Source organism: Bradyrhizobium sp. Ce-3 (assembly GCF_022835695.1).
Taxonomy (GTDB): Bacteria; Pseudomonadota; Alphaproteobacteria; order Rhizobiales; family Xanthobacteraceae; genus Bradyrhizobium.
This window is the reverse complement of record NZ_BQUV01000003.1, coordinates 699,196-716,270: the sequence shown is the minus strand read 5'-3', so window position 1 is coordinate 716,270 and position 17,075 is coordinate 699,196. Positions and strand designations below refer to the sequence as shown.

The 17,075-nt window shown below is 64.8% G+C and carries 15 protein-coding genes and 1 riboswitch; of the genes, 3 read left to right on the top strand and 12 right to left on the bottom strand.

All coding sequences use genetic code 11. The features are described 5' to 3' along the window. Positions 1-22 precede the first annotated feature (22 nt). A complete protein-coding gene (locus tag BRSPCE3_RS14465; protein ID WP_244066473.1) occupies positions 23-1,798 on the bottom strand; it encodes an adenylate/guanylate cyclase domain-containing protein in 1,776 nt (591 codons plus the stop codon). A 107-nt stretch (positions 1,799-1,905) separates the two neighbouring features. Then, complete coding sequence (locus tag BRSPCE3_RS14460; protein WP_244066472.1) at positions 1,906-2,820, bottom strand: LysR family transcriptional regulator; 915 nt, start codon at positions 2,818-2,820, stop codon at positions 1,906-1,908. 68 nt (positions 2,821-2,888) lie between these two features. On the opposite strand from BRSPCE3_RS14460, the gene BRSPCE3_RS14455 reads away from it, so the two are divergent. Beyond that, positions 2,889-3,506 (top strand): GNAT family N-acetyltransferase, encoded by a 618-nt coding sequence (locus tag BRSPCE3_RS14455; protein ID WP_244066471.1) that lies wholly within the window; start codon positions 2,889-2,891, stop codon positions 3,504-3,506. Between the two features lie 60 nt (positions 3,507-3,566). Here BRSPCE3_RS14455 and uca read toward each other — a convergent pair whose 3' ends face one another. The 10 genes from uca to BRSPCE3_RS14405 all read right to left on the bottom strand — a co-directional run bounded on the left by uca (position 3,567) and on the right by BRSPCE3_RS14405 (position 15,510). Continuing rightward, entirely contained in the window at positions 3,567-7,109 is a 3,543-nt protein-coding gene (uca, locus tag BRSPCE3_RS14450) for an urea carboxylase (RefSeq protein ID WP_244066470.1), read from the bottom strand. 3 nt (positions 7,110-7,112) lie between these two features. Continuing rightward, complete coding sequence (locus BRSPCE3_RS14445) at positions 7,113-7,778, bottom strand: urea amidolyase associated protein UAAP2 (RefSeq protein WP_244066469.1); 666 nt, start codon at positions 7,776-7,778, stop codon at positions 7,113-7,115. After that, positions 7,775-8,620: an urea amidolyase associated protein UAAP1 gene (locus BRSPCE3_RS14440; protein ID WP_244066468.1), complete on the bottom strand. Its 846-nt coding sequence runs from the start codon at positions 8,618-8,620 to the stop codon at positions 7,775-7,777. Before BRSPCE3_RS14440 ends, BRSPCE3_RS14445 begins: the two co-directional genes overlap by 4 nt. Then, positions 8,617-9,450 (bottom strand): ABC transporter ATP-binding protein, encoded by an 834-nt coding sequence (locus BRSPCE3_RS14435; protein ID WP_244066467.1) that lies wholly within the window; start codon positions 9,448-9,450, stop codon positions 8,617-8,619. Before BRSPCE3_RS14435 ends, BRSPCE3_RS14440 begins: the two co-directional genes overlap by 4 nt. After that, a complete protein-coding gene (locus tag BRSPCE3_RS14430; RefSeq protein ID WP_244066466.1) occupies positions 9,447-10,265 on the bottom strand; it encodes an ABC transporter permease in 819 nt (272 codons plus the stop codon). The genes BRSPCE3_RS14435 and BRSPCE3_RS14430 overlap by 4 nt, the downstream gene beginning before the upstream one ends. A gap of 34 nt (positions 10,266-10,299) precedes the next feature. Further along, the gene (locus BRSPCE3_RS14425; RefSeq protein ID WP_244066465.1) at positions 10,300-11,373 is read right to left on the bottom strand and encodes a putative urea ABC transporter substrate-binding protein; all 1,074 of its coding nucleotides are present in this window, start codon (positions 11,371-11,373) and stop codon (positions 10,300-10,302) included. 78 nt (positions 11,374-11,451) lie between these two features. Further along, positions 11,452-11,562: riboswitch (guanidine-I (ykkC/yxkD leader) on the bottom strand. Between the two features lie 299 nt (positions 11,563-11,861). Then, on the bottom strand, positions 11,862-12,506 hold the full coding sequence (locus BRSPCE3_RS14420) for a glutathione S-transferase family protein (RefSeq protein WP_244066464.1): 645 nt from the start codon (positions 12,504-12,506) through the stop codon (positions 11,862-11,864). Positions 12,507-12,510: 4 nt separating this feature from the next. Beyond that, positions 12,511-13,254: an SDR family NAD(P)-dependent oxidoreductase gene (locus BRSPCE3_RS14415; protein ID WP_244066463.1), complete on the bottom strand. Its 744-nt coding sequence runs from the start codon at positions 13,252-13,254 to the stop codon at positions 12,511-12,513. A gap of 65 nt (positions 13,255-13,319) precedes the next feature. Beyond that, positions 13,320-14,516, bottom strand: a complete 1,197-nt coding sequence (locus tag BRSPCE3_RS14410; protein ID WP_244066462.1) for a CaiB/BaiF CoA-transferase family protein — start codon at positions 14,514-14,516, stop codon at positions 13,320-13,322. Positions 14,517-14,637: 121 nt separating this feature from the next. After that, complete coding sequence (locus BRSPCE3_RS14405) at positions 14,638-15,510, bottom strand: helix-turn-helix domain-containing protein (RefSeq protein ID WP_244066461.1); 873 nt, start codon at positions 15,508-15,510, stop codon at positions 14,638-14,640. A gap of 191 nt (positions 15,511-15,701) precedes the next feature. On the opposite strand from BRSPCE3_RS14405, the gene BRSPCE3_RS14400 reads away from it, so the two are divergent. Continuing rightward, positions 15,702-16,268, top strand: coding sequence for a TetR/AcrR family transcriptional regulator (locus tag BRSPCE3_RS14400; protein ID WP_244066460.1), 567 nt, complete (start codon positions 15,702-15,704; stop codon positions 16,266-16,268). Continuing rightward, positions 16,180-17,061: a 3-oxoacyl-ACP reductase family protein gene (locus BRSPCE3_RS14395; protein ID WP_244066459.1), complete on the top strand. Its 882-nt coding sequence runs from the start codon at positions 16,180-16,182 to the stop codon at positions 17,059-17,061. Before BRSPCE3_RS14400 ends, BRSPCE3_RS14395 begins: the two co-directional genes overlap by 89 nt. Positions 17,062-17,075 lie beyond the last annotated feature (14 nt).

Genomic DNA, 17,075 nt, shown 5'->3' with positions numbered 1-17,075 from the left:
CCCAATTCCGACATCGCCGAACTCACCCCTCCGGTAGCCCGGCCAAGTGCATGCCCTTGATCAATCGCCTGATTCCGGCTCGGAACGACTCATCGCCCGAGAATGGAAAGGCCTTCAATCGGCGGATGGTGAAACCGGGATCAAGCGCGAGTCCGGCTTTCGCAGCAGCTTTCGCCTCTTCCAGCTCACCGGAAAGCGAGTATGCCGCGGCGAGTGCGAAGTGAGCCCAAGGATAGTTTGTATTGGCCTTCAGAGATCGCCGTAACCATATCACCGCCTCGGCATCGGCTCCGACGTACAATTTGGAAAACGCCACATAACTCATCCATCGATGCGCCGCCCCGTCGAGCGGGGACAATCGAAGCGCTTCCAGTATGTGTGCCTCGGTTTCCGTCGGCCGGCCAACCATCGCCTTGATGGCACCGAGCGTACTATGCGCTTCGGCCAGATTCCTGTTCAAGACCAGTGCGTGCTCGCATTCCGCCAAGCCTTGCGCTGCATGACCGGAGCAGACTTGGACACAGCCCAGGAACATGTGGGCCGCGGCATGTTCCGGGGCCAGCGACAAGGCTTTCACAAGATATGCCTCGGCCGATTGAAACCGGGAAAACACATCATCGACAATAAAATGGACGGCACTGGCCGTGTCGATCGCTGCAATTCCCACCAATGCATCCACATTTTCAGGATCAAGTTCCAGCGCACGTTCGAAATAGCCCCGCGCTCGCTTCATGTGCTCCGGGGTCCAACTCTTGTTCCAGTGCGCCATGCCTCGAAAATAGAGATCCAAGGAATTGGGCTGTAATGAGCGCTCTGCTCGCCTCGCCTCAGCCGCGATCAGTTGAGCATTCAAGGTGTTCGCGAGCCGGGACACGATCTCGTCCTGCACGTCGAAAAGATCGGTAACAGCTTTGTCGAAACGCTCGGCCCAGAGGTGGTGGGCGGTTTCGGCATCGACAAGCTGCACGTTCACTCGAAGCCGGTTGTCGCTGCGCTGAACCGAGCCCTCAAGCACATAGCGGATGCTCAATTCACGGCCAATCTCCTTGAGATCAATCGATTTGTCCTTGTAGGTGAATGCGGTGTGGCGACCGATCACGAACGAGCCCCTGATGCGCGACAAGTCGGTAGTCAGGCTCTCGGTGACACCGTCGACAAAGTAATCCTGCTTGGGATCACCACTGAGATTCGCGAACGGCAATACAATGATCGAAAGAGGCGGCGGTGAAATCGGGCTCGCTCTTGCGCCTTCCGCTCGTGTCGACGGAACCGTGGCATAGGCGCGGACCGGGCGATCGATATTTTTGAGACTCCGCTCGCCCAAATCGACGAACTCAACGCCAACCTTGCCTCGGACTTGCTCGTAAGCGGAAGACGAGATGCAGATGCCACCGGGTTCTGCAATGCCCTCAAGCCGCGCGGCAATGTTAACGCCGTCTCCAAAGATGTCATGCGGCTCGACGATGACGTCGCCGATATTGACGCCGACACGGAAAGCAATGCGCCTGTCATTCGCGTCACTGGCCGTGAGCTCGGAGATACGGGCTTGAAACCGTACAGCAGCTCTGACCGCCTCGACCGCACTCGGAAACTCCGCCAGGAACCCATCTCCGGTTCGCTTGACAATGCGGCCACGGTGTTCGGTGATTGCGGGCTCAACGGCATCTGTCAGGAGCCCGCCAAGCTTTGCATGCGTGGTCTCTTCGTCATCGTGCATGAGCCGCGAGTAGCCAGCCACGTCGGCGGCCAGTATCGCCGACAATCTACGCTCGACTCGCGCTGGCTGCTCTTGCACCATGACTGGCAATCCAACCGGTTGGCATAGTGTAGAACAGATCAGAGGTTGATACCAGAAGCCCAGCTGTCGCCGATCGGAGTGGCATTGTCCGGAACGTGACACAGAGGTCAGACCGGAGCGCGGGCGGGCTTTCTGTATTCCGCAGTCTCGGCGCGAACCAGCTCGCAGAATTCGAGCGCAAGACGGCTGCGCGGCCGTTGCGACGGAAACAGCAGCACCGTGGTGAGCTCCAGCCGCGGCGTGAACGGCTTGAGCACGATCCGGGCGCTGGCAAAATCGCGCGCCACCACGGGATCGACGATCGAGAAGCCCAGTCCCTGCGCAACCAGGGCGCAGCGCTGCATGCTGTACTGAATCTCGGCCACCGTTCTGACCTCGGCCCCGGCGTCCTCGAAGGCGCGCTCGAGGCGCGTGCGATGCGGCGCGCCCGGCGCCGGCGCAATCATCGCCTCGCCGTGCAGGTCTTTTGGCCTGATCAATCGCTTGGACTTCAGCCCGTGCTGACGCGGCAGCACGCAGATTGCGTCGGTCGTCATCAGCAGTTCGTCGTCGACCGCCGCAAAACCTGACTGGGGTCGCGCCAGCCCGACATCGCACTGGCCTGCAGCGACCAGACTCCAGACCCGTTCAGGGCTGTGCACGGCGACCGACAGCATGATGCCGGGGTTCTTCCTGGAGAAGCTGCTGACGATCCGCGGCATCAACGAATAGGTGAATGCCGGAAGGCAGGCGATCCTCAGCGTTCCGCTGCCCCGCGCGCGAATGCCGCGCGCCGCACGCGCCAGATACTCCAGCCCGGCCTGGTTGCGCTCCACCTCATGCAGGAAGATCTCGCCTTCCGGCGTCAGCGTGACGCCGCCGCGCCCGCGTTCGAACAGCGCGAAACCGATCTCGCGCTCCAGCCGCGCGATGGCGCGACTGACAAAGGGCTGCCCGATCCGCAGACTGAGCGCTGCCTTGGTGATTCCGTTGTGACGCACGACCTCGCGAAACAGGTCAACGTGTCTCGGATTCAGGGACATGACCAATCCGCATATGAACTGCCATTCCAGTCATTTGACGGCATGTTGGTTCGATGCGTCAATAGGGCATGCAATTCGCAGACAGCCATGAAGCCTTGGCTACCGACCGCATCCTGCTCACCAGGATCCACGGTTCCGGGATCTCGCGGGTGAAGGAGCTCGGGGACGCCGGCACGCTTCGGCAGCTCGATCGCTGCGGCTCCGGCCAGGCGGCGGCCGCGCGCGTGGCGGCCACGCTGAGCTGCGCGAATGTCACGGCGGCCCTGGCGATCGAGGACGCCGGGTCAGGCGACATCATCGGCCTTACCGCTGTCGCGGCGCTCGAGCCGGAGGAGAAGCGGGCGACGCTGGCGCCGATCTGGAGCAGCGGACGATTGGACGAGGTCGTGCTCATCAGCCATGTCACGCATCTCATGACGCGCCATGCGTTCGAGGTGCTCGCGGTCGAGCGGGCCGAGGTGCATCTGGATTGGCGCCTGCGGCGGACGCTCGAGCTCTACACCGGCCTCGGCTTCCACTGCGAAGGACGGCTTCGCGGCTATTTTGCCTGTAATCAAGGCCCATCCGCCGACGCTGCGGTGCTCAGCGTGGTGCGCTCCGGATGGCCTGCCATCGCCGACCGACAGCGCCGGCTGCTTGCCAGCGAAGCGTGGCGCTGTCGGCTGCCGTCCGATCGCCCGCCATAGCGCAATGACGGAGACAGGACCGCAACAGATCTGCACGAAAAACTCGTGACACGGCTGAATCTACTCCGGCCGGATCAGCGCCACGACATCGCCCGCCTTCAGCGTCTGGCCGGGCTTGACCGGTATCGACGCAATGCTGCCCGCGCTTGGCGCGTGCACACTGATCTCCATCTTCATCGACTCGATGATCGCAAGCACGTCGCCGGCCGCAACCTTGGCGCCCTCCTCGACCAGGATCTTCCAGATGTTGCCGGGTACTTCAGAGAAGGCCCCGAGCTGACCGTCGGGAATGCCGGTTGCCGAGGCCCCGACATCGATCGACTCCACCGGCGCCTCGTCGAGCTTCATTGCGCGCCAGCGCTGACGCTCGGCATCGAATGCGGCCTGCTGCGTCGCCTTGAACGCCGCGATCGACGGCTGCGTCTCGGCCAGCGACTTCGCGTAGTCGGCGTAGGAGAATTCGCCCTCCTCGATCCTGATGTCGTATTGGCCGTGCGGGAATGCGGCGCGGGCGTCGAGCAGCTCGTCGGCATCGACCGGAAAGAAGCGGATCTTGTCGAAGAACCGCAACAGCCAGGGATGGCCAGGCTCGAACACCCGCGTGGTGCGCCAGCTGTTCCAGACCTGGATGGTGCGGCCGAACAGCTGGTAGCCGCCCGGCCCTTCCATGCCGTAGATGCACATATAGGCGCCGCCGATGCCGACCGCGTTCTCCGGCGTCCAGGTCCGCGCCGGATTGTACTTCGTGGTCACGAGGCGATGCCGCGGGTCGAGCGGGGTCGCCACCGGCGCGCCGAGATAGACGTCGCCGAGGCCGAGCACGAAATAGTCCGCGTCGAACACGATGCGGCGGACGTCATCCTCGCTGCCGAGCCCGTTGATGCGGCGGATGAACTCGACATTCGACGGACACCATGGTGCATCCGCGCGCACCAGCTCCTGATACTTGCGCATCGCGAGCTCGGCCTGCGGATCGCGCCATGACAGCGGCAGATGCACGGTGCGGCTCGGCACCCGCATCGCATCAACATCAGGCAGTTCGCGCTCGATCCGCCTGAGCAGGTCGAGCAACTTCGTTCGCGACAGCGTAGTGCCGTCATAATGGATCTGCAGCGAGCGGATGCCGGGCGTGAGGTCGATGAGGCCGCCGAGCTTCGCCTCATCGAGCGCCTGCGCCAGCACATGGACGCGCAGCCGCAACGCGATGTCGAGCTCCATCGGGCCATATTCGACCAGGAGATTGTCGTCCCCGGCGCGGCGATACACCACCGGGATCGGGCCATCATCATTGCGTCCGACGATGGCCGAGCCGAGCTCGGGTGCATGCAGCACCGTGGGACCGGCAACCGGATCGTCACGCTTCACCGGCACGAAGCGGACGGTGTCGCCGGGCCGCAGCTGGCCGATTTTCCAGAGTTCGTCGCGCGCGACCACCGCCGGACAGACGAAGCCGCCGAGGCTCGGTCCGTCGGGCCCGAGAATGATCGGCATGTCGCCGGTGAAGTCGATCGAGCCGACCGCATAGGCGTTGTCGTGGATGTTCGACGGATGCAGTCCGGCCTCGCCGCCATCGGCACGGGCCCAGCGCGGCTTCGGCCCGATCAGCCGCACGCCGGTGCGGGCGCTGTTGAAGTGCACCTCGTAGCTCGATGCGAACAGCGTCTCGATGTCGTCGTCGAGGAAGAAATCCGGCGCGCCGTGCGGACCGTAGACCACGCCGATCTTCCAGGCAGATGTCAGCTGCAGACGTTCGTCCTCCGTTGCGCACCGCGGCGCCGCAAGGTCAGGGCTCTCCGCGCCGATATGCAGCACGTCGCCGGCCTTCAGCGAACCCGTCGCATGGCCGCCGAAGGCGCCGAGCGCGAACACGGCGCGCGAGCCGAGAATCTCCGGCACGTCGATGCCGCCGCGCACAGCCAGATAGGTGCGCTGCCCCGGCCCCTTGATGCTGCCGATGGCAAGCGTCTGACCGGCGCGGACCGCGACCGGCTCGTCATGGCCGACATCGGCACCGTCGAGCGCCGCCTTCATCTGCGCGCCCGACAGCGCGACGATCGCATCGGTGTTGAAGTGCAGGGTCGGCCCGTTGACCGTCAGCTCCAGTGCGGTCGTTACTTCCGGATTGCCCACGACGCGGTTGGCGAGGCGAAACGACCGCTCGTCCATCGGGCCGCTCGGCGGCACCCCGACATGCCAGAGATGCAGGCGGCCGGGCAGCTCCTGCACGCCGCTCTGCGCACCGGGCGCGACAACGTCGATGGTACGGGGACGATAGGCGAAGGCGCCAAGCACGCTGGTCGCCACCTGCCCGCTGCGGAACACGTCGGACACAGCGATCGCACGCAGATAGTCGAGATTGGTCTCGATCCCGGCCACCACCGTCTGATCGAGCGCTTTGCTCAACTTCGCGATCGCGGCCTCGCGCGTCTCAGCCGACACGATGATCTTGGCCAGCATCGGATCGTAGAACGGCGACACTTCTGTCCCGGTCTCGATCCAGCCGTCGATCCGCGCGTCTGGCGAGAAGCTGACCTTCGTCAGCCGGCCCGCGCTCGGGCGAAAGGCGGCGCCGGGGTTCTCGGCATAGAGCCGCACCTCGATCGCCGCGCCCTTTGGTTCGAGCTGACCCGCCTGGCCCAGCACGTCTTCTCCGGCCGCCTGCCGGATCATCCATTCGACGAGGTCGACGCCGGTGACCTGCTCGGTGACGGGATGCTCGACCTGGAGGCGGGTGTTGACCTCGAGGAAGTAGAAATCCTCGCGCGCGACGTCGTAGATGAACTCGACGGTGCCAGCGGATTCGTAAGCCACCGCCTTGCCAAGCGACACCGCAGCCGCATGCAGCCGCCGCCTGATCTCGGTGGACAGCCCCGGCGCCGGGGTCTCCTCGAAGACCTTCTGGTTGCGCCGCTGCAGCGAGCAGTCGCGCTCGCCGAGCGCGACCACGTCGCCTTTGCCGTTGCCGAAGATCTGCACCTCGATGTGGCGCGCCTGGGCGACGAAGCGTTCGAGATAGACCCGGGCGTCGCCGAAGCTTGCGCGCGCCGTGCGCTGCACGGATTCAAATCGCTCGCGCAAGGCCGCCATATTGTGGCAGAGCTGCATGCCGATGCCACCGCCCCCCGCCGTGCTCTTCAGCATCACCGGAAAGCCGATTCTCTCAGCCTCGCGCACCGCCTCGTCGATGGTCTCCAGCAGGCCGGAGCCCGGCAGCAGCGGCACGCCGCTGCGTTCGGCGATCTCGCGTGCCTTGTGCTTGAGGCCGAAGGCGTCAAGATGCTCCGGCCGCGGCCCGATGAATCTGATGCCGTGCTCGGCGAGCCGTTCGGCAAAGCGGCGGTTCTCCGACAGGAAACCGTAACCGGGATGCACCGCCTGCGCGCCGGTCGCAAGACACGCCGCCATGATCGCATCGACGTTGAGATAGCTTTCGGCTGCCGGCGCGGGGCCGATCCGCACCGCCTCGTCGGCGTCGAGCACCGGCCGGGTGAAGCGGTCGGCATCGGAATAGACCGCGACCGAAGCGATGCCCAAGCGGTGCAATGTTCTGCCGATCCGCCCGGCGATCTCGCCGCGGTTGGCAATCAGGACCTTGCTGAACATGCCTCACGCTCCCGACTTGAAAATCGTGGGCTCGACGATCGCGGGCTCGTAGATCGTCACCTGGACCGGCGTCGGGAAGAAGCCGTTGCAGGGGTTGTTGATCTGCGGGCAGTTCGAGATCAGGCACAGCACGTCCATCTCGGCGACCAGCTCGATGGCGTCGCCGGGCCTGGAGACGCCGTCGACCACGGTGAAATTGCCGGCGGGATCGATCGGCACGTTCATGAAGAAGTTCAGATTCGGCACGATGTCGCGTTTCGACATGCCGTATTTCGCGGCTTCGATGACGAAATTCTCGCGGCATGCGTGCTGGTAGCGGGTCTGGTGGCCGAACCGTACGGTGTTGCTCTCGCAGGAGCAGGCGCCCGCGGAAGTGTCGTGAAGGCCGCAGCTGTCGGCGGTGACGCGCAGCATCACCCGGCCCTCATTGGACATGATCCTGGTGCCGAGCCCGACATAGGCCGAGCCCTGCGCGCGCAGCGTATCCTGGCCGCTGTAGCGCTCCTGATAGTCGTCGGCGCGGTAGAACAGCGTATCGACCGCCTGCTGGCCATGGGTATCGGTGATCCGCAGCGCCTGGCCCTTGCGGATGACAGCCGACCACGGCTTGCGTGCGGCAATTTCCGCATCGAGAACGATGCGGCCGGTCCGAACGGATTGCATGGTCATTGCCCGGCTCCTTCGCTGGTCTCGCCGAAATACAGCGCATTGTTCTGATAGGCGCGGACCGCCTCGGCGGTCGCGGTCCGGCACAAATCGTCAGCCGCGGGCGCACCGGCGCGATAGCGCACGATCTCGACGCTCGCTTGCGGATAGGTCCTGACCGGATCGAGCGGATGCGGACAGTTCGACAATGCAATCAGCAGATCCATTTCCGCGCGCAGCTCGACGAAGTCCCCTTTCTGCCTGCGCGCGTCAGACCAGACAAACTTGCCGTCGGCGTCGATCGCGACCGGCGCGAAGAAGCTGACACAGGGATGGACGTCGCGGCGATCGAGCCCGAGCTTGGCCGCGGCGAGAATGAAGTTGTCGCGCGTGTTGCGAAAATCGCCTTCGCCGTAGTTTGCCCGGTTGGTCGCCGCGGTCGAGCCGCCGACCACGGCATCATGCGCGGCGCTGCTGTCCTCGGTGATGCCGAGCAGCGCCCGGCCCATGTCCGACAGCAACACACGGCCCTTCTGCAGTCGCGCCGCCCATTGCACCTTGATGGTGTCGGCGTGGTTGAGCCGCTCGGTGGTGTCGGCGGCATTCCAGGCGAGCAGGCTGACGGTCGATATCCCCTGTGTGTTGACGATGCGCAACGTCTCGCCACGGTTCAGCTGCGTGGTCCAGTACCAGCCGGCCGGAACCGTCTCACGATGGATGATTGCATCAACGGCGATCGGCGCGGCGTCGCGCGAGGTCGGCGCCGGCAGCGCCCGGGGCGCGTGCTCCTGCCCGGCCGCTTTCAGCTCGTTGTAGCGCCGCGTATGTGCCGCGATCTCGGCCTTCTGTTCCTCTGTGAGGATCATGGTTGCTCCTTCAAGACGAGAGCGCCGGGCCGTCCCGGCTGATGCTCCTTGCCTGACCGGGTCGTCCCGGCCGGAGCTGGTTGAACCGATGACCGCAGCTCGGCGCTGCGGCGTGGGAAGATCTCGAGGTCGCGCGACACCGTGGCGCCGTAGCGCTCGCGCTCCTCGGGCCGGTTGCGCGACCGCTCCAGCGCGATCACGCGCGTGGCGAGGCCGAACGCCTCACTGAGGTCATGCGTCACCATCACGACCGTCAGATGGGTCTCGGTCCAGAGCCGTTTCATCAACAGATGGATATCGGCGCGGATTCCCGGATCGAGCGCGCCGAACGGCTCGTCGAGCAGCAGGATCTTCGGCCCGCGCATGATCGCCTGCGCCAGCGCGAGGCGCTGCTGCATGCCGCCGGACAACGCGGATGGATATTTGCTCTCCTGGCCGGCAAGCCCGACCTCGGCCAAGAGCTTCATCGCATCGTCCATGGCGGCGCGGCGCGCGGCGCCGAACAAGCGCGCGGAGAATTTGGCATCGCGCAATTCGCGGCCGAGCATGACGTTCTGCAGCACGGTCAGATGCGGAAACACCGAGTAGCGTTGAAACACCACGCCGCGGTCGGCATCCGGTTCGGCCGGCAGCGGCTTGCCGTCGACCAGAATCTGGCCGCGGCTCGGCTGTTCTTCGCCGAGCAGCATCCGCAGCAGCGTGGTCTTGCCGCAGCCGGACGGACCGACCAGCGCGATGAAGGCGCGCGGCTCGACCTCCATCGTGATGCGCTCGAGCACGATGTGGTCGCCATATTCCTTCCAGACGTCATCGAACCGGATCGCGCTCATTCCGCCCTCACCGACGCAAACCAGGGAAACGCCTTGCGTTGCAGGACGCGCAGGCCGACATCGATCAGGAACGCCAGCAGCGTGATCCAGGCGACGTAGGGAATGATGACGTCCATCGCGAGATAGCGCCGCACCAGGAAGATCCGGTAGCCGAGTCCGGAATCGGAGGCGATCGCCTCGGCCGCGATCAGGAACAGCCAGGCCGGGCCGAGCTGCAGCCGGAGCACGTCGATCAGCCGCGGTAGGGTTTGCGGCATGGCGACCCGCAGCGCGATCTGCCAGGTCGAGGCGCCGAGTGTCTGCGCCTTGACGATCTGCTCGCGCGGCAACTCCTGCACCTTCATCGCGAGGTCGCGGATCATGCAGGGCAGCGTCCCGATCACGATCAGCGCAATCTTCGAGTTCTCGCCCAATCCCATCACGATGAACAGGATCGGGAGCAATGCCAGCGGCGGCACCATCGAGGTGACCGACACGAACGGCCCGAGCAGGGCGTTGGCGCCCGGCAACAGCCCGATCACGATGCCGAGCACCAGCGCCGCCACGGTCGAGATCGCCAGCGCCGACCCCAACCGTCCCAGGCTGGCGACGGTGTCGGAGGCCATCAGATAGCCGCCGGTCCGCGGGTCGACCTCGAACGCCATCTGCTTGACGGCCTGCACCATGCTCGGCAGCGCCGGCAGCAGCTTGTCGTTCGGGTTCTGCGCGAGCCGCGCGCTGGAGCCGGCGAAATACGCGATCGCGACCAACAGGAACGGCAGCGCGAGCAGATAGAACCGCGTCTGCCGTCCCGGCCGTATGTTCACAAGTCGCATCGTCGGCTCCTGCCAGAGGTCGGCGTTGTGCGCGTCAGAGCTTGCCTTTGGCGGCTTCGTCCATAAAGGTCGGGTCGAAGCGCAGCTTGACGTTCGCCTTGTCGCCCAGCACCGATTTGTCGGCGAGCTCGATGCCGACGGCGTCAGCCGACTTTGCGCCCTTGCCGAGCAGGTCCTTCTCGAACAGGAACTTGCGGACCCGATCCATGGTCACGCCGATGGTCTTGCTGCGCGTAAAAGCTTCGGCGTCGGTTGCCTTGTCGAACAGTTTGGTGGTCGAGAGCTGGCTGTCGAAGCCGGCCAGATCAGTGCCGGAGGCCTTGGCCATCGCCTCCTTGGCGGCCTTCGCGGCGGGATCGTTCGCCGTCATTTTTGAGAGCGTCTCGTACCAGATGCCGACCAGCGCCTTGGCGAAATCCGGATTGTCCTTGGCGACCGCGGTGTTCACCACCATCAGGTCCATGATCTCGCCGGGGATCTGCGAGGAGTCGAACACCTTCTTGGCGTCGGGCGAGCCAAGAATTTCGGTCACGATCGGATTCCAGGTCACGACCGCATTGACGTCTGATGTCTTGTAGGCGGCAGCGATGTCGGCGTCCGAGGTGTTGACGACCTTGACGTCCTTCTCGCTCAGCTTGCTGGTCTCGAGCGCTCGCGCCAGCAGATAATGCGACACCGAGAACTCGACCAGGTTGACGGTCTGTCCCTTGATCGCGGCGAGGTCGGACTTGTTCTTCAGGATCACGGCATCATTGCCGTTGGAGAAGTCGCCCATCACGACCGCGGTGGTGTCGACGCCGCCGGCCGCGGGAATCGACAATGCGTCCATGTTGGTGATGGTGACGGCATCATAGCCGCCGGCGGTATACTGGTTGATCGATTCGACGTAGTCGTTGAACTGCTTGACCTCGATCGTGATGCCGTATTTGTCGGCCCATTTCTTGACGATGCCGGTGTCGGCGGCATAGCCCCACGGCATCCATCCGACATAGATCGACCAGGCGACCTTGAAGCTTTTCTTCGGTGCGGCGTCGGCCGCAGGCGCCGCCGCGAGCACGATCGCGCAGCCGACGACAACAGAGCGGAGGAAGAAAGAGAACTTGTTCATTGCCGATCCCTCTTGCGAAACTTCACAAAAAGGGACTGGCGAAAAGACCATCGCTCCGCCAATCCCTTGGCTAACGAGGTCTCCCGGGCTTTTATCCCGCCGTGCACCTGCGGGGATGTCTCCCCCGCAAGCGGCTGCTCTCGGACCAGCATCTTGCCTGGCAAGACCGGAACCCTAGCGGCCAACTCGCGGCCTTTGATGCACGAGACGTGCCACAGCGCCGGTAGCTGAATCTCATGGGATTTTTCGGCACGCGCGGCGCGGCCGCGAGAGCGCTCTGCTCAAAAACTACGCAGGCGTGCCCAGAATTGGCTCTGTCATTCCGCCGACGACGTCAGCAGGATGCCTGCTATCGCTGATGTCGAGAGGATGTTCGATGCGCTGGCTCTTGACTGCCCTCTGGCGCGGATTGCATGGCCGCTACGGCCTGACGCCGCGATGCGATGTCGGCGGTCCGGCGAGAACCAGGCTCTGGCGCGTGTGACCGGTCAGTTCTTCGCGGTGTTGACCGCGACGCTTTCCCTGTAGGCCGGCCGCGACGTGACGCGGTCGAGATAGGGCGTTGCGACGTCGCAGACCCCGACACCATAGTCGATCGCCCACACCAGACAGGTCGTCAGCAGGATATCCGCGCTGGTGAACTGATCGCCCATCAGATATTGCCGCCCGTCCGACAAGGCGACCTCGACGTGGCGCAGTTGCTGGCGGAAATACTCGGCCGCTTTCACGACCACGTCAGGCGCATGGCCGTAGATGTGGGCGAGGCCCTGGACGTCATGGCGGCGCATCACGTAGAGGCTGGTCGAATCCAGTTCGGCCACGATGAAGAAGCACCATTCCAGGCACCGCGCGAAGTCGCGCTCCGCGACCGGAACGAGCGACATCTTCGGGTTGGAGTAATGCCGCGCCAGATAGGCGACGATGGCCGCACTCTCCCCGATCGTGAAGTCGCCGTCCTGCAGGAGGGGAATTTTCTGCCTCGGATTGAGCAAGGTGTATTCCGGTGTCTTGGTCTCGCCCGAGCGCGGCAGGATCGGCTTGCAGTGATAGTCCAGCCCCAACTCGTGCAAGGCCCAGTGGGCCCGGATCGTCCGCGATGTCCCTACCCCCCACAGCGTCAGCGTGTCCGACATGGCGTCACCATTTCTCGACTGACGGACGCAGGTCGAGTTCATGGCTCCATCCGTCGCGGCTCTGCTGGTGCAGGAACCAATAGGCCTCTGCGATCGAGGACGTCCGCGTCAGTGAATCCTGTGGAATCTCCGATGCAGCGACGCCCGTGGCGGCCTTCATCCGCTGGTGAATGGCCGGGCTGTCGACACCGGCATCGATCAGGAGATGCGCGACATGGATGTTCTTCGGCCCGAGCTCGCGCGCCATCGCCTGGGCGACCGCGCGCAAGCCAAACTTGGCGGATGCGAAGGCGGCAAAGCCGCTGCTGCCGCGCACACTCGCGGTCGCGCCGGTGAACAGCATGGTGCCGCGGCCATGCCGCAGCATGTGCCGGGTCGCCTCGCGTCCGACCAGGAAGCCGGCGAAACAGGCGAGCTCCCAGGCCTTGAAGAACAGTTTTTCGCTGGTCTCATGCAGCTCTTTCTTGACGTTCGAGCCGGCATTGAACAGGCAGACCTCGATCGGCCCGATCTCGCGTTCGACCCGCTCGCAGAGCTCCTGCACCTCACTCTCGCGCCGCGCGTCGACACTGAATGCATGCACCTGGCGTCCGGCGCCGGTCAGTTCCTCCACCAGTGCGCTCGACTTCGCGGCATCGCGCCGCGCGATACACACGGAGTAGCCGCCGGCGGCGAAGCGCCGCGCCACCGCAGCACCGATCGCATCGCCCGCGCCAACCAATAAGGCAGTCTTGTTCGTCTCGGCCATAGGACATCTCCCACCGACGGCGGTTGTTTTGGTTCAGCAATGATGACGTTGCGCGGCGCGGCCGCTCAAACCGCGCGCACGGCCTTCTGCTCGATCATCTCTGCGATCGCGGCATCGCCGTAGCCGAGGTCGGAGAGCACCTGCCTTGTATGCTGGCCGATACGCGGGGCCGGGCCGCCGATCGCTGCGGCATCGACCTCGAAGCGCGCCGCGGGCTTGGGCTGGCGCACGGTTCCGACGCCCGGCTGCTCGAGCTCGGCAATCAGCCCGCGGGCGACCACCTGCTCGTTGGCGATGATTTCGCCGCGCCTGAGGATCGGCGCGCAGGGCACGTCGGCCGCATCAAGCCGCACCAGCCATTCGGCTGTAGTATGCTTGCCGAGATAGTCCTGCATCTTGTTGATGCGCGCCGTGGCATTGACCGAGCGCGAGGCCGGCGTGGCAAAGCGCGCATCGTTGGCCAGTTCCGGATCGCCGGTAGCCCTGCAGAAGCCCTGCCATTCGGAATCGGAGATCGTCCCGCAGGTGAGGTATCCGTCCGAGGTCTGGAACACGAGATCGGGCCGGTCGTTCGGATCCGACGTGGTCTGCTCCCGGCCGACCACCGTGTACTGCATCATGCCCTCCGGCCACAGATAGGCGATCATCGCATCGAGCATCGCCACCTGGATGTGTTGGCCACTGCCGGATTTTTCCCGCGCGTAGAGCGCCGCCGTGATCGCCTGCGCAGCATAGACCGCCGTCGTCTTGTCGGCCACGATGGTCCGGATCATCTGCGGACGGTTGGTCACCGGCTGGGCCTGGATATCGCAGAAGCCCGACAGGGCCTGCACGATGGGATCGTAGACCCGCTTCCTGGCGTACGGCCCGTCTTCGCCGACGCCGCTGATCGAGACATAGATCAGCCGTGGATTCTTCTGGCGCACCTGGTCCGGACCGAGCCCGAGACGTTCCATCGTGCCGGGACGGAAATTCTGCACCAGCACGTCGGCCTGCATGACGAGCTTGCCCAGCACCTCGCGGCCCGCATCGGTCTTCATGTCGATCGAGAGCGAACGCTTGCCGCGATTCGACGAGATGAACAGCGCCGAGAACTCGCCGGTCTTGTCGACATTGGCCCGGCTGCGGCGGGTGATGTCGCCGCCGATCGGCTCGACCTTCAGCACGTCCGCGCCCTGATCGGCCAGGAACATCGTCGCGAACGGGCCCGAGACGACACCGGTCAGATCAAGTACGCGAACTCCCGCCAATGGCCCTGGCATGCTTTGCATCCCTCTCCAAATGCGCGGACACCACCAAGCCTTGCGCGCACCCTCGGCATACGATGGACCCGGCGCCGGCGCTTGCGGGAAAGCGCCCCGATTTGCAAAAAAGCGCCGAAACTCACGCCCTCCCCTGCTGCCGGAACACCGACGGGCTGACACCCGTGACTTGTTTGAACGTCGACGAGAAATGCTGGGCGTGGCTGAACCCCGACGCCAGCGCGATGCTGGTCAAGCTCTCGTCAGTATCGCTGAGGCGATGCTTGGCGGCCTCGATGCGGAGGCCCAGCAAATAGCGGTGGGGGCTGGTGCCCGTGCTCTCCTGGAACGCGCGCAAGAAATGCCGTTTGCTGAGGCCCGCAACATCTGACAGTGCCGACAGGGAGATCGTCTCGCCGAGGTTGGCCCGGACGAACTCCTCGATCCTGCGCAGCTTGAGCGCCGGCAGTCCGCCGCGGCTCGGCGGCTTCGCCGGTTCCGCGCCGCGCGACAGCCGCGCCATGTGCGCCAGCGCCTGGCTGGCCCAGCCTTCGGCGAACAGATCGAACAGATTGTCCGGCGTGGTCGCTTCCTGGCAAAGTTCGGAGAGACCACGGCAGAGCTGGTCATGGCCGAACGCAATCGCCGGTGTTTCGATCAGGCCATTGAGACGGCTCTGCATGAAGTTTGGGTCGACGAAGACGACCACATAGTCGAACGCCGGCCCGACCGACCACTCGCCCTCGATCTCTGTGCCGGCGGGAAACAGCGCGAGGTTGGCGGCCCTGGAGAAATCATACTCAACCGGACGGCCGTTGATCGTGGCCTGCAGTCGCGAGCAGCCGTTGCGGAACCAGAACAACGTCAGCTCGGGCTGGCGGAAGTGCCAGTTCATGCGGGGCCGCGAGGTTCGGCTGAGCAGCTCGACCCTGATCGGCTCCGACCGCGCGATGACGGACGACACAAGTTCACCGCCGACCTTGCGGACAAACCGCTCCGGACGCGCTTCCTCCATGGGACATCTCCTCCGCGTATGGCACGGATGGTAAGTTCCAAATCAGAATTGACTATCCGCGGCCGGAAATCCAGCCCTTTGATGGCTGATCGCCAAGATGTTAGCGGCCGGCCTGCGGAGGTATCGGGTTGCACGCGACCGTGATCTCATTCATTCTTGACTGATCGTTCCAAATCAGGCATGTCCAGGCAATGGCAAGACCGAAGGAATTCATTGCGGAAGAGGCGCTCGATGCCGCGATCGGCGTGTTCCGCGAGCACGGCTTCGAAGGCACGTCGGCCGAGATGCTGGTGCGGACGCTCGGCATCGGCCGGCAAAGCCTTTACGACACGTTCGGCGGCAAGTGGCAGCTTTATCTCGCCGCGGTGCAGCGCTACGCCGCGCGAGAGACCGAGGCACATCTTTCAGCCCTGGCAAGCGCGCCGCGCGCGGTCGACGGTCTCCGGGCCATGGTCGAGCGCGTGGTCGATGACGCAGCGGAGGCGTGTCTTGGTGTCAACTCGATCTGCGAGTTCGGCACCGGCAAGCCGGAGCTTGCGGCGATCCGTGACAATGCGGGACGGACGCTGACCAGGGCCATCGTAGCGAGAATCCGCGAGGCTCAAGTGGAGGGCGACGTTGCCCCCGACATCGACCCGTCGAGCGCAACCGAGTTCCTCCAAGCATCGTTTGCGGGGATCCGGGTCGCCGCTCGCGGCGGCGCCGGCCACCGGCGATTGCGGGCACTCGGCCAGTTGGCGCTGCGGGCCCTCGCGTAATTTTTTTGGCCTATTCTGGAACGATCATTCCACCAAGAAAGGAAGCATGGACATGACCTCTACTGCATCGGAAAAGCCGCGGAACGCCCTCGTATTCGGTGGCTCGCGGGGGATTGGCGCCGCGATCGCCAGGCGCCTTGCGCACGAGGGCTTCTCGGTCGCCCTCACCTATGTGAGCAGCCCCGACAAGGCACGTGAGGTGTGCGATGCGATTTCCGCGGCCGGAGCCAAGGCGGTCGCGATCCATGCCGACAGCGGCGAACCCGCCGCGATCCGGCGCGCGGTCGCTGAGGCCACCGATCAGCTCGGACTGCTCGACGTCGCGGTCATCAATGCGGGCGTGCTTCGCCTCGGATCAATCGAGTCATTCAACCCAGAGGACCTCGATCTGCTGCTCGATGTGAACGTCCGCGGCGTGTTCCTCGCGATGCAGGCCTCCACGGCCGCCATGCGTGACGGCGGGCGGATCATCACGATCGGGAGCAATACGGCAATCAGGACCGGCGCCGCCGGCGGCAGCGCCTATGCAATGACGAAGGCCGCGGTCGCTTCACTCGTCAAGACCGCAGCGCTCGACCTGGCCCCGCGGCAGATCACGGTCAACAATCTGCAGCCGGGACCGACGGCCACGGACATGACCGCCGGCATGGCCGATTGGTTACAGCAGAAGATTCCGTTGCGCCGCCTGAACAATCCGGACGACATCGCATCGGCCGTCTGCTTCCTGGCCGGCAACGGCGCGAGCCTGATAACGGGCACCAGCATCACCATCGACGGCGGCTACGTTCTCTGATCGGGCGGCTCCAC

Bases quoted from the DNA above. Each gene is read 5' to 3' on its own strand.
- BRSPCE3_RS14465 (WP_244066473.1), bottom strand. From the start codon at position 1,798: ATGGTGCAAGAGCAGCCAGCGCGAGTCGAGCGTAGATTGTCGGCGATA.
- BRSPCE3_RS14460 (WP_244066472.1), bottom strand. From the start codon at position 2,820: ATGTCCCTGAATCCGAGACACGTTGACCTGTTTCGCGAGGTCGTGCGT.
- BRSPCE3_RS14455 (WP_244066471.1), top strand. From the start codon at position 2,889: ATGCAATTCGCAGACAGCCATGAAGCCTTGGCTACCGACCGCATCCTG.
- uca (WP_244066470.1), bottom strand. From the start codon at position 7,109: ATGTTCAGCAAGGTCCTGATTGCCAACCGCGGCGAGATCGCCGGGCGG.
- BRSPCE3_RS14445 (WP_244066469.1), bottom strand. From the start codon at position 7,778: ATGACCATGCAATCCGTTCGGACCGGCCGCATCGTTCTCGATGCGGAA.
- BRSPCE3_RS14440 (WP_244066468.1), bottom strand. From the start codon at position 8,620: ATGATCCTCACAGAGGAACAGAAGGCCGAGATCGCGGCACATACGCGG.
- BRSPCE3_RS14435 (WP_244066467.1), bottom strand. From the start codon at position 9,450: ATGAGCGCGATCCGGTTCGATGACGTCTGGAAGGAATATGGCGACCAC.
- BRSPCE3_RS14430 (WP_244066466.1), bottom strand. From the start codon at position 10,265: ATGCGACTTGTGAACATACGGCCGGGACGGCAGACGCGGTTCTATCTG.
- BRSPCE3_RS14425 (WP_244066465.1), bottom strand. From the start codon at position 11,373: ATGAACAAGTTCTCTTTCTTCCTCCGCTCTGTTGTCGTCGGCTGCGCG.
- BRSPCE3_RS14420 (WP_244066464.1), bottom strand. From the start codon at position 12,506: ATGTCGGACACGCTGACGCTGTGGGGGGTAGGGACATCGCGGACGATC.
- BRSPCE3_RS14415 (WP_244066463.1), bottom strand. From the start codon at position 13,254: ATGGCCGAGACGAACAAGACTGCCTTATTGGTTGGCGCGGGCGATGCG.
- BRSPCE3_RS14410 (WP_244066462.1), bottom strand. From the start codon at position 14,516: ATGCCAGGGCCATTGGCGGGAGTTCGCGTACTTGATCTGACCGGTGTC.
- BRSPCE3_RS14405 (WP_244066461.1), bottom strand. From the start codon at position 15,510: ATGGAGGAAGCGCGTCCGGAGCGGTTTGTCCGCAAGGTCGGCGGTGAA.
- BRSPCE3_RS14400 (WP_244066460.1), top strand. From the start codon at position 15,702: ATGGCAAGACCGAAGGAATTCATTGCGGAAGAGGCGCTCGATGCCGCG.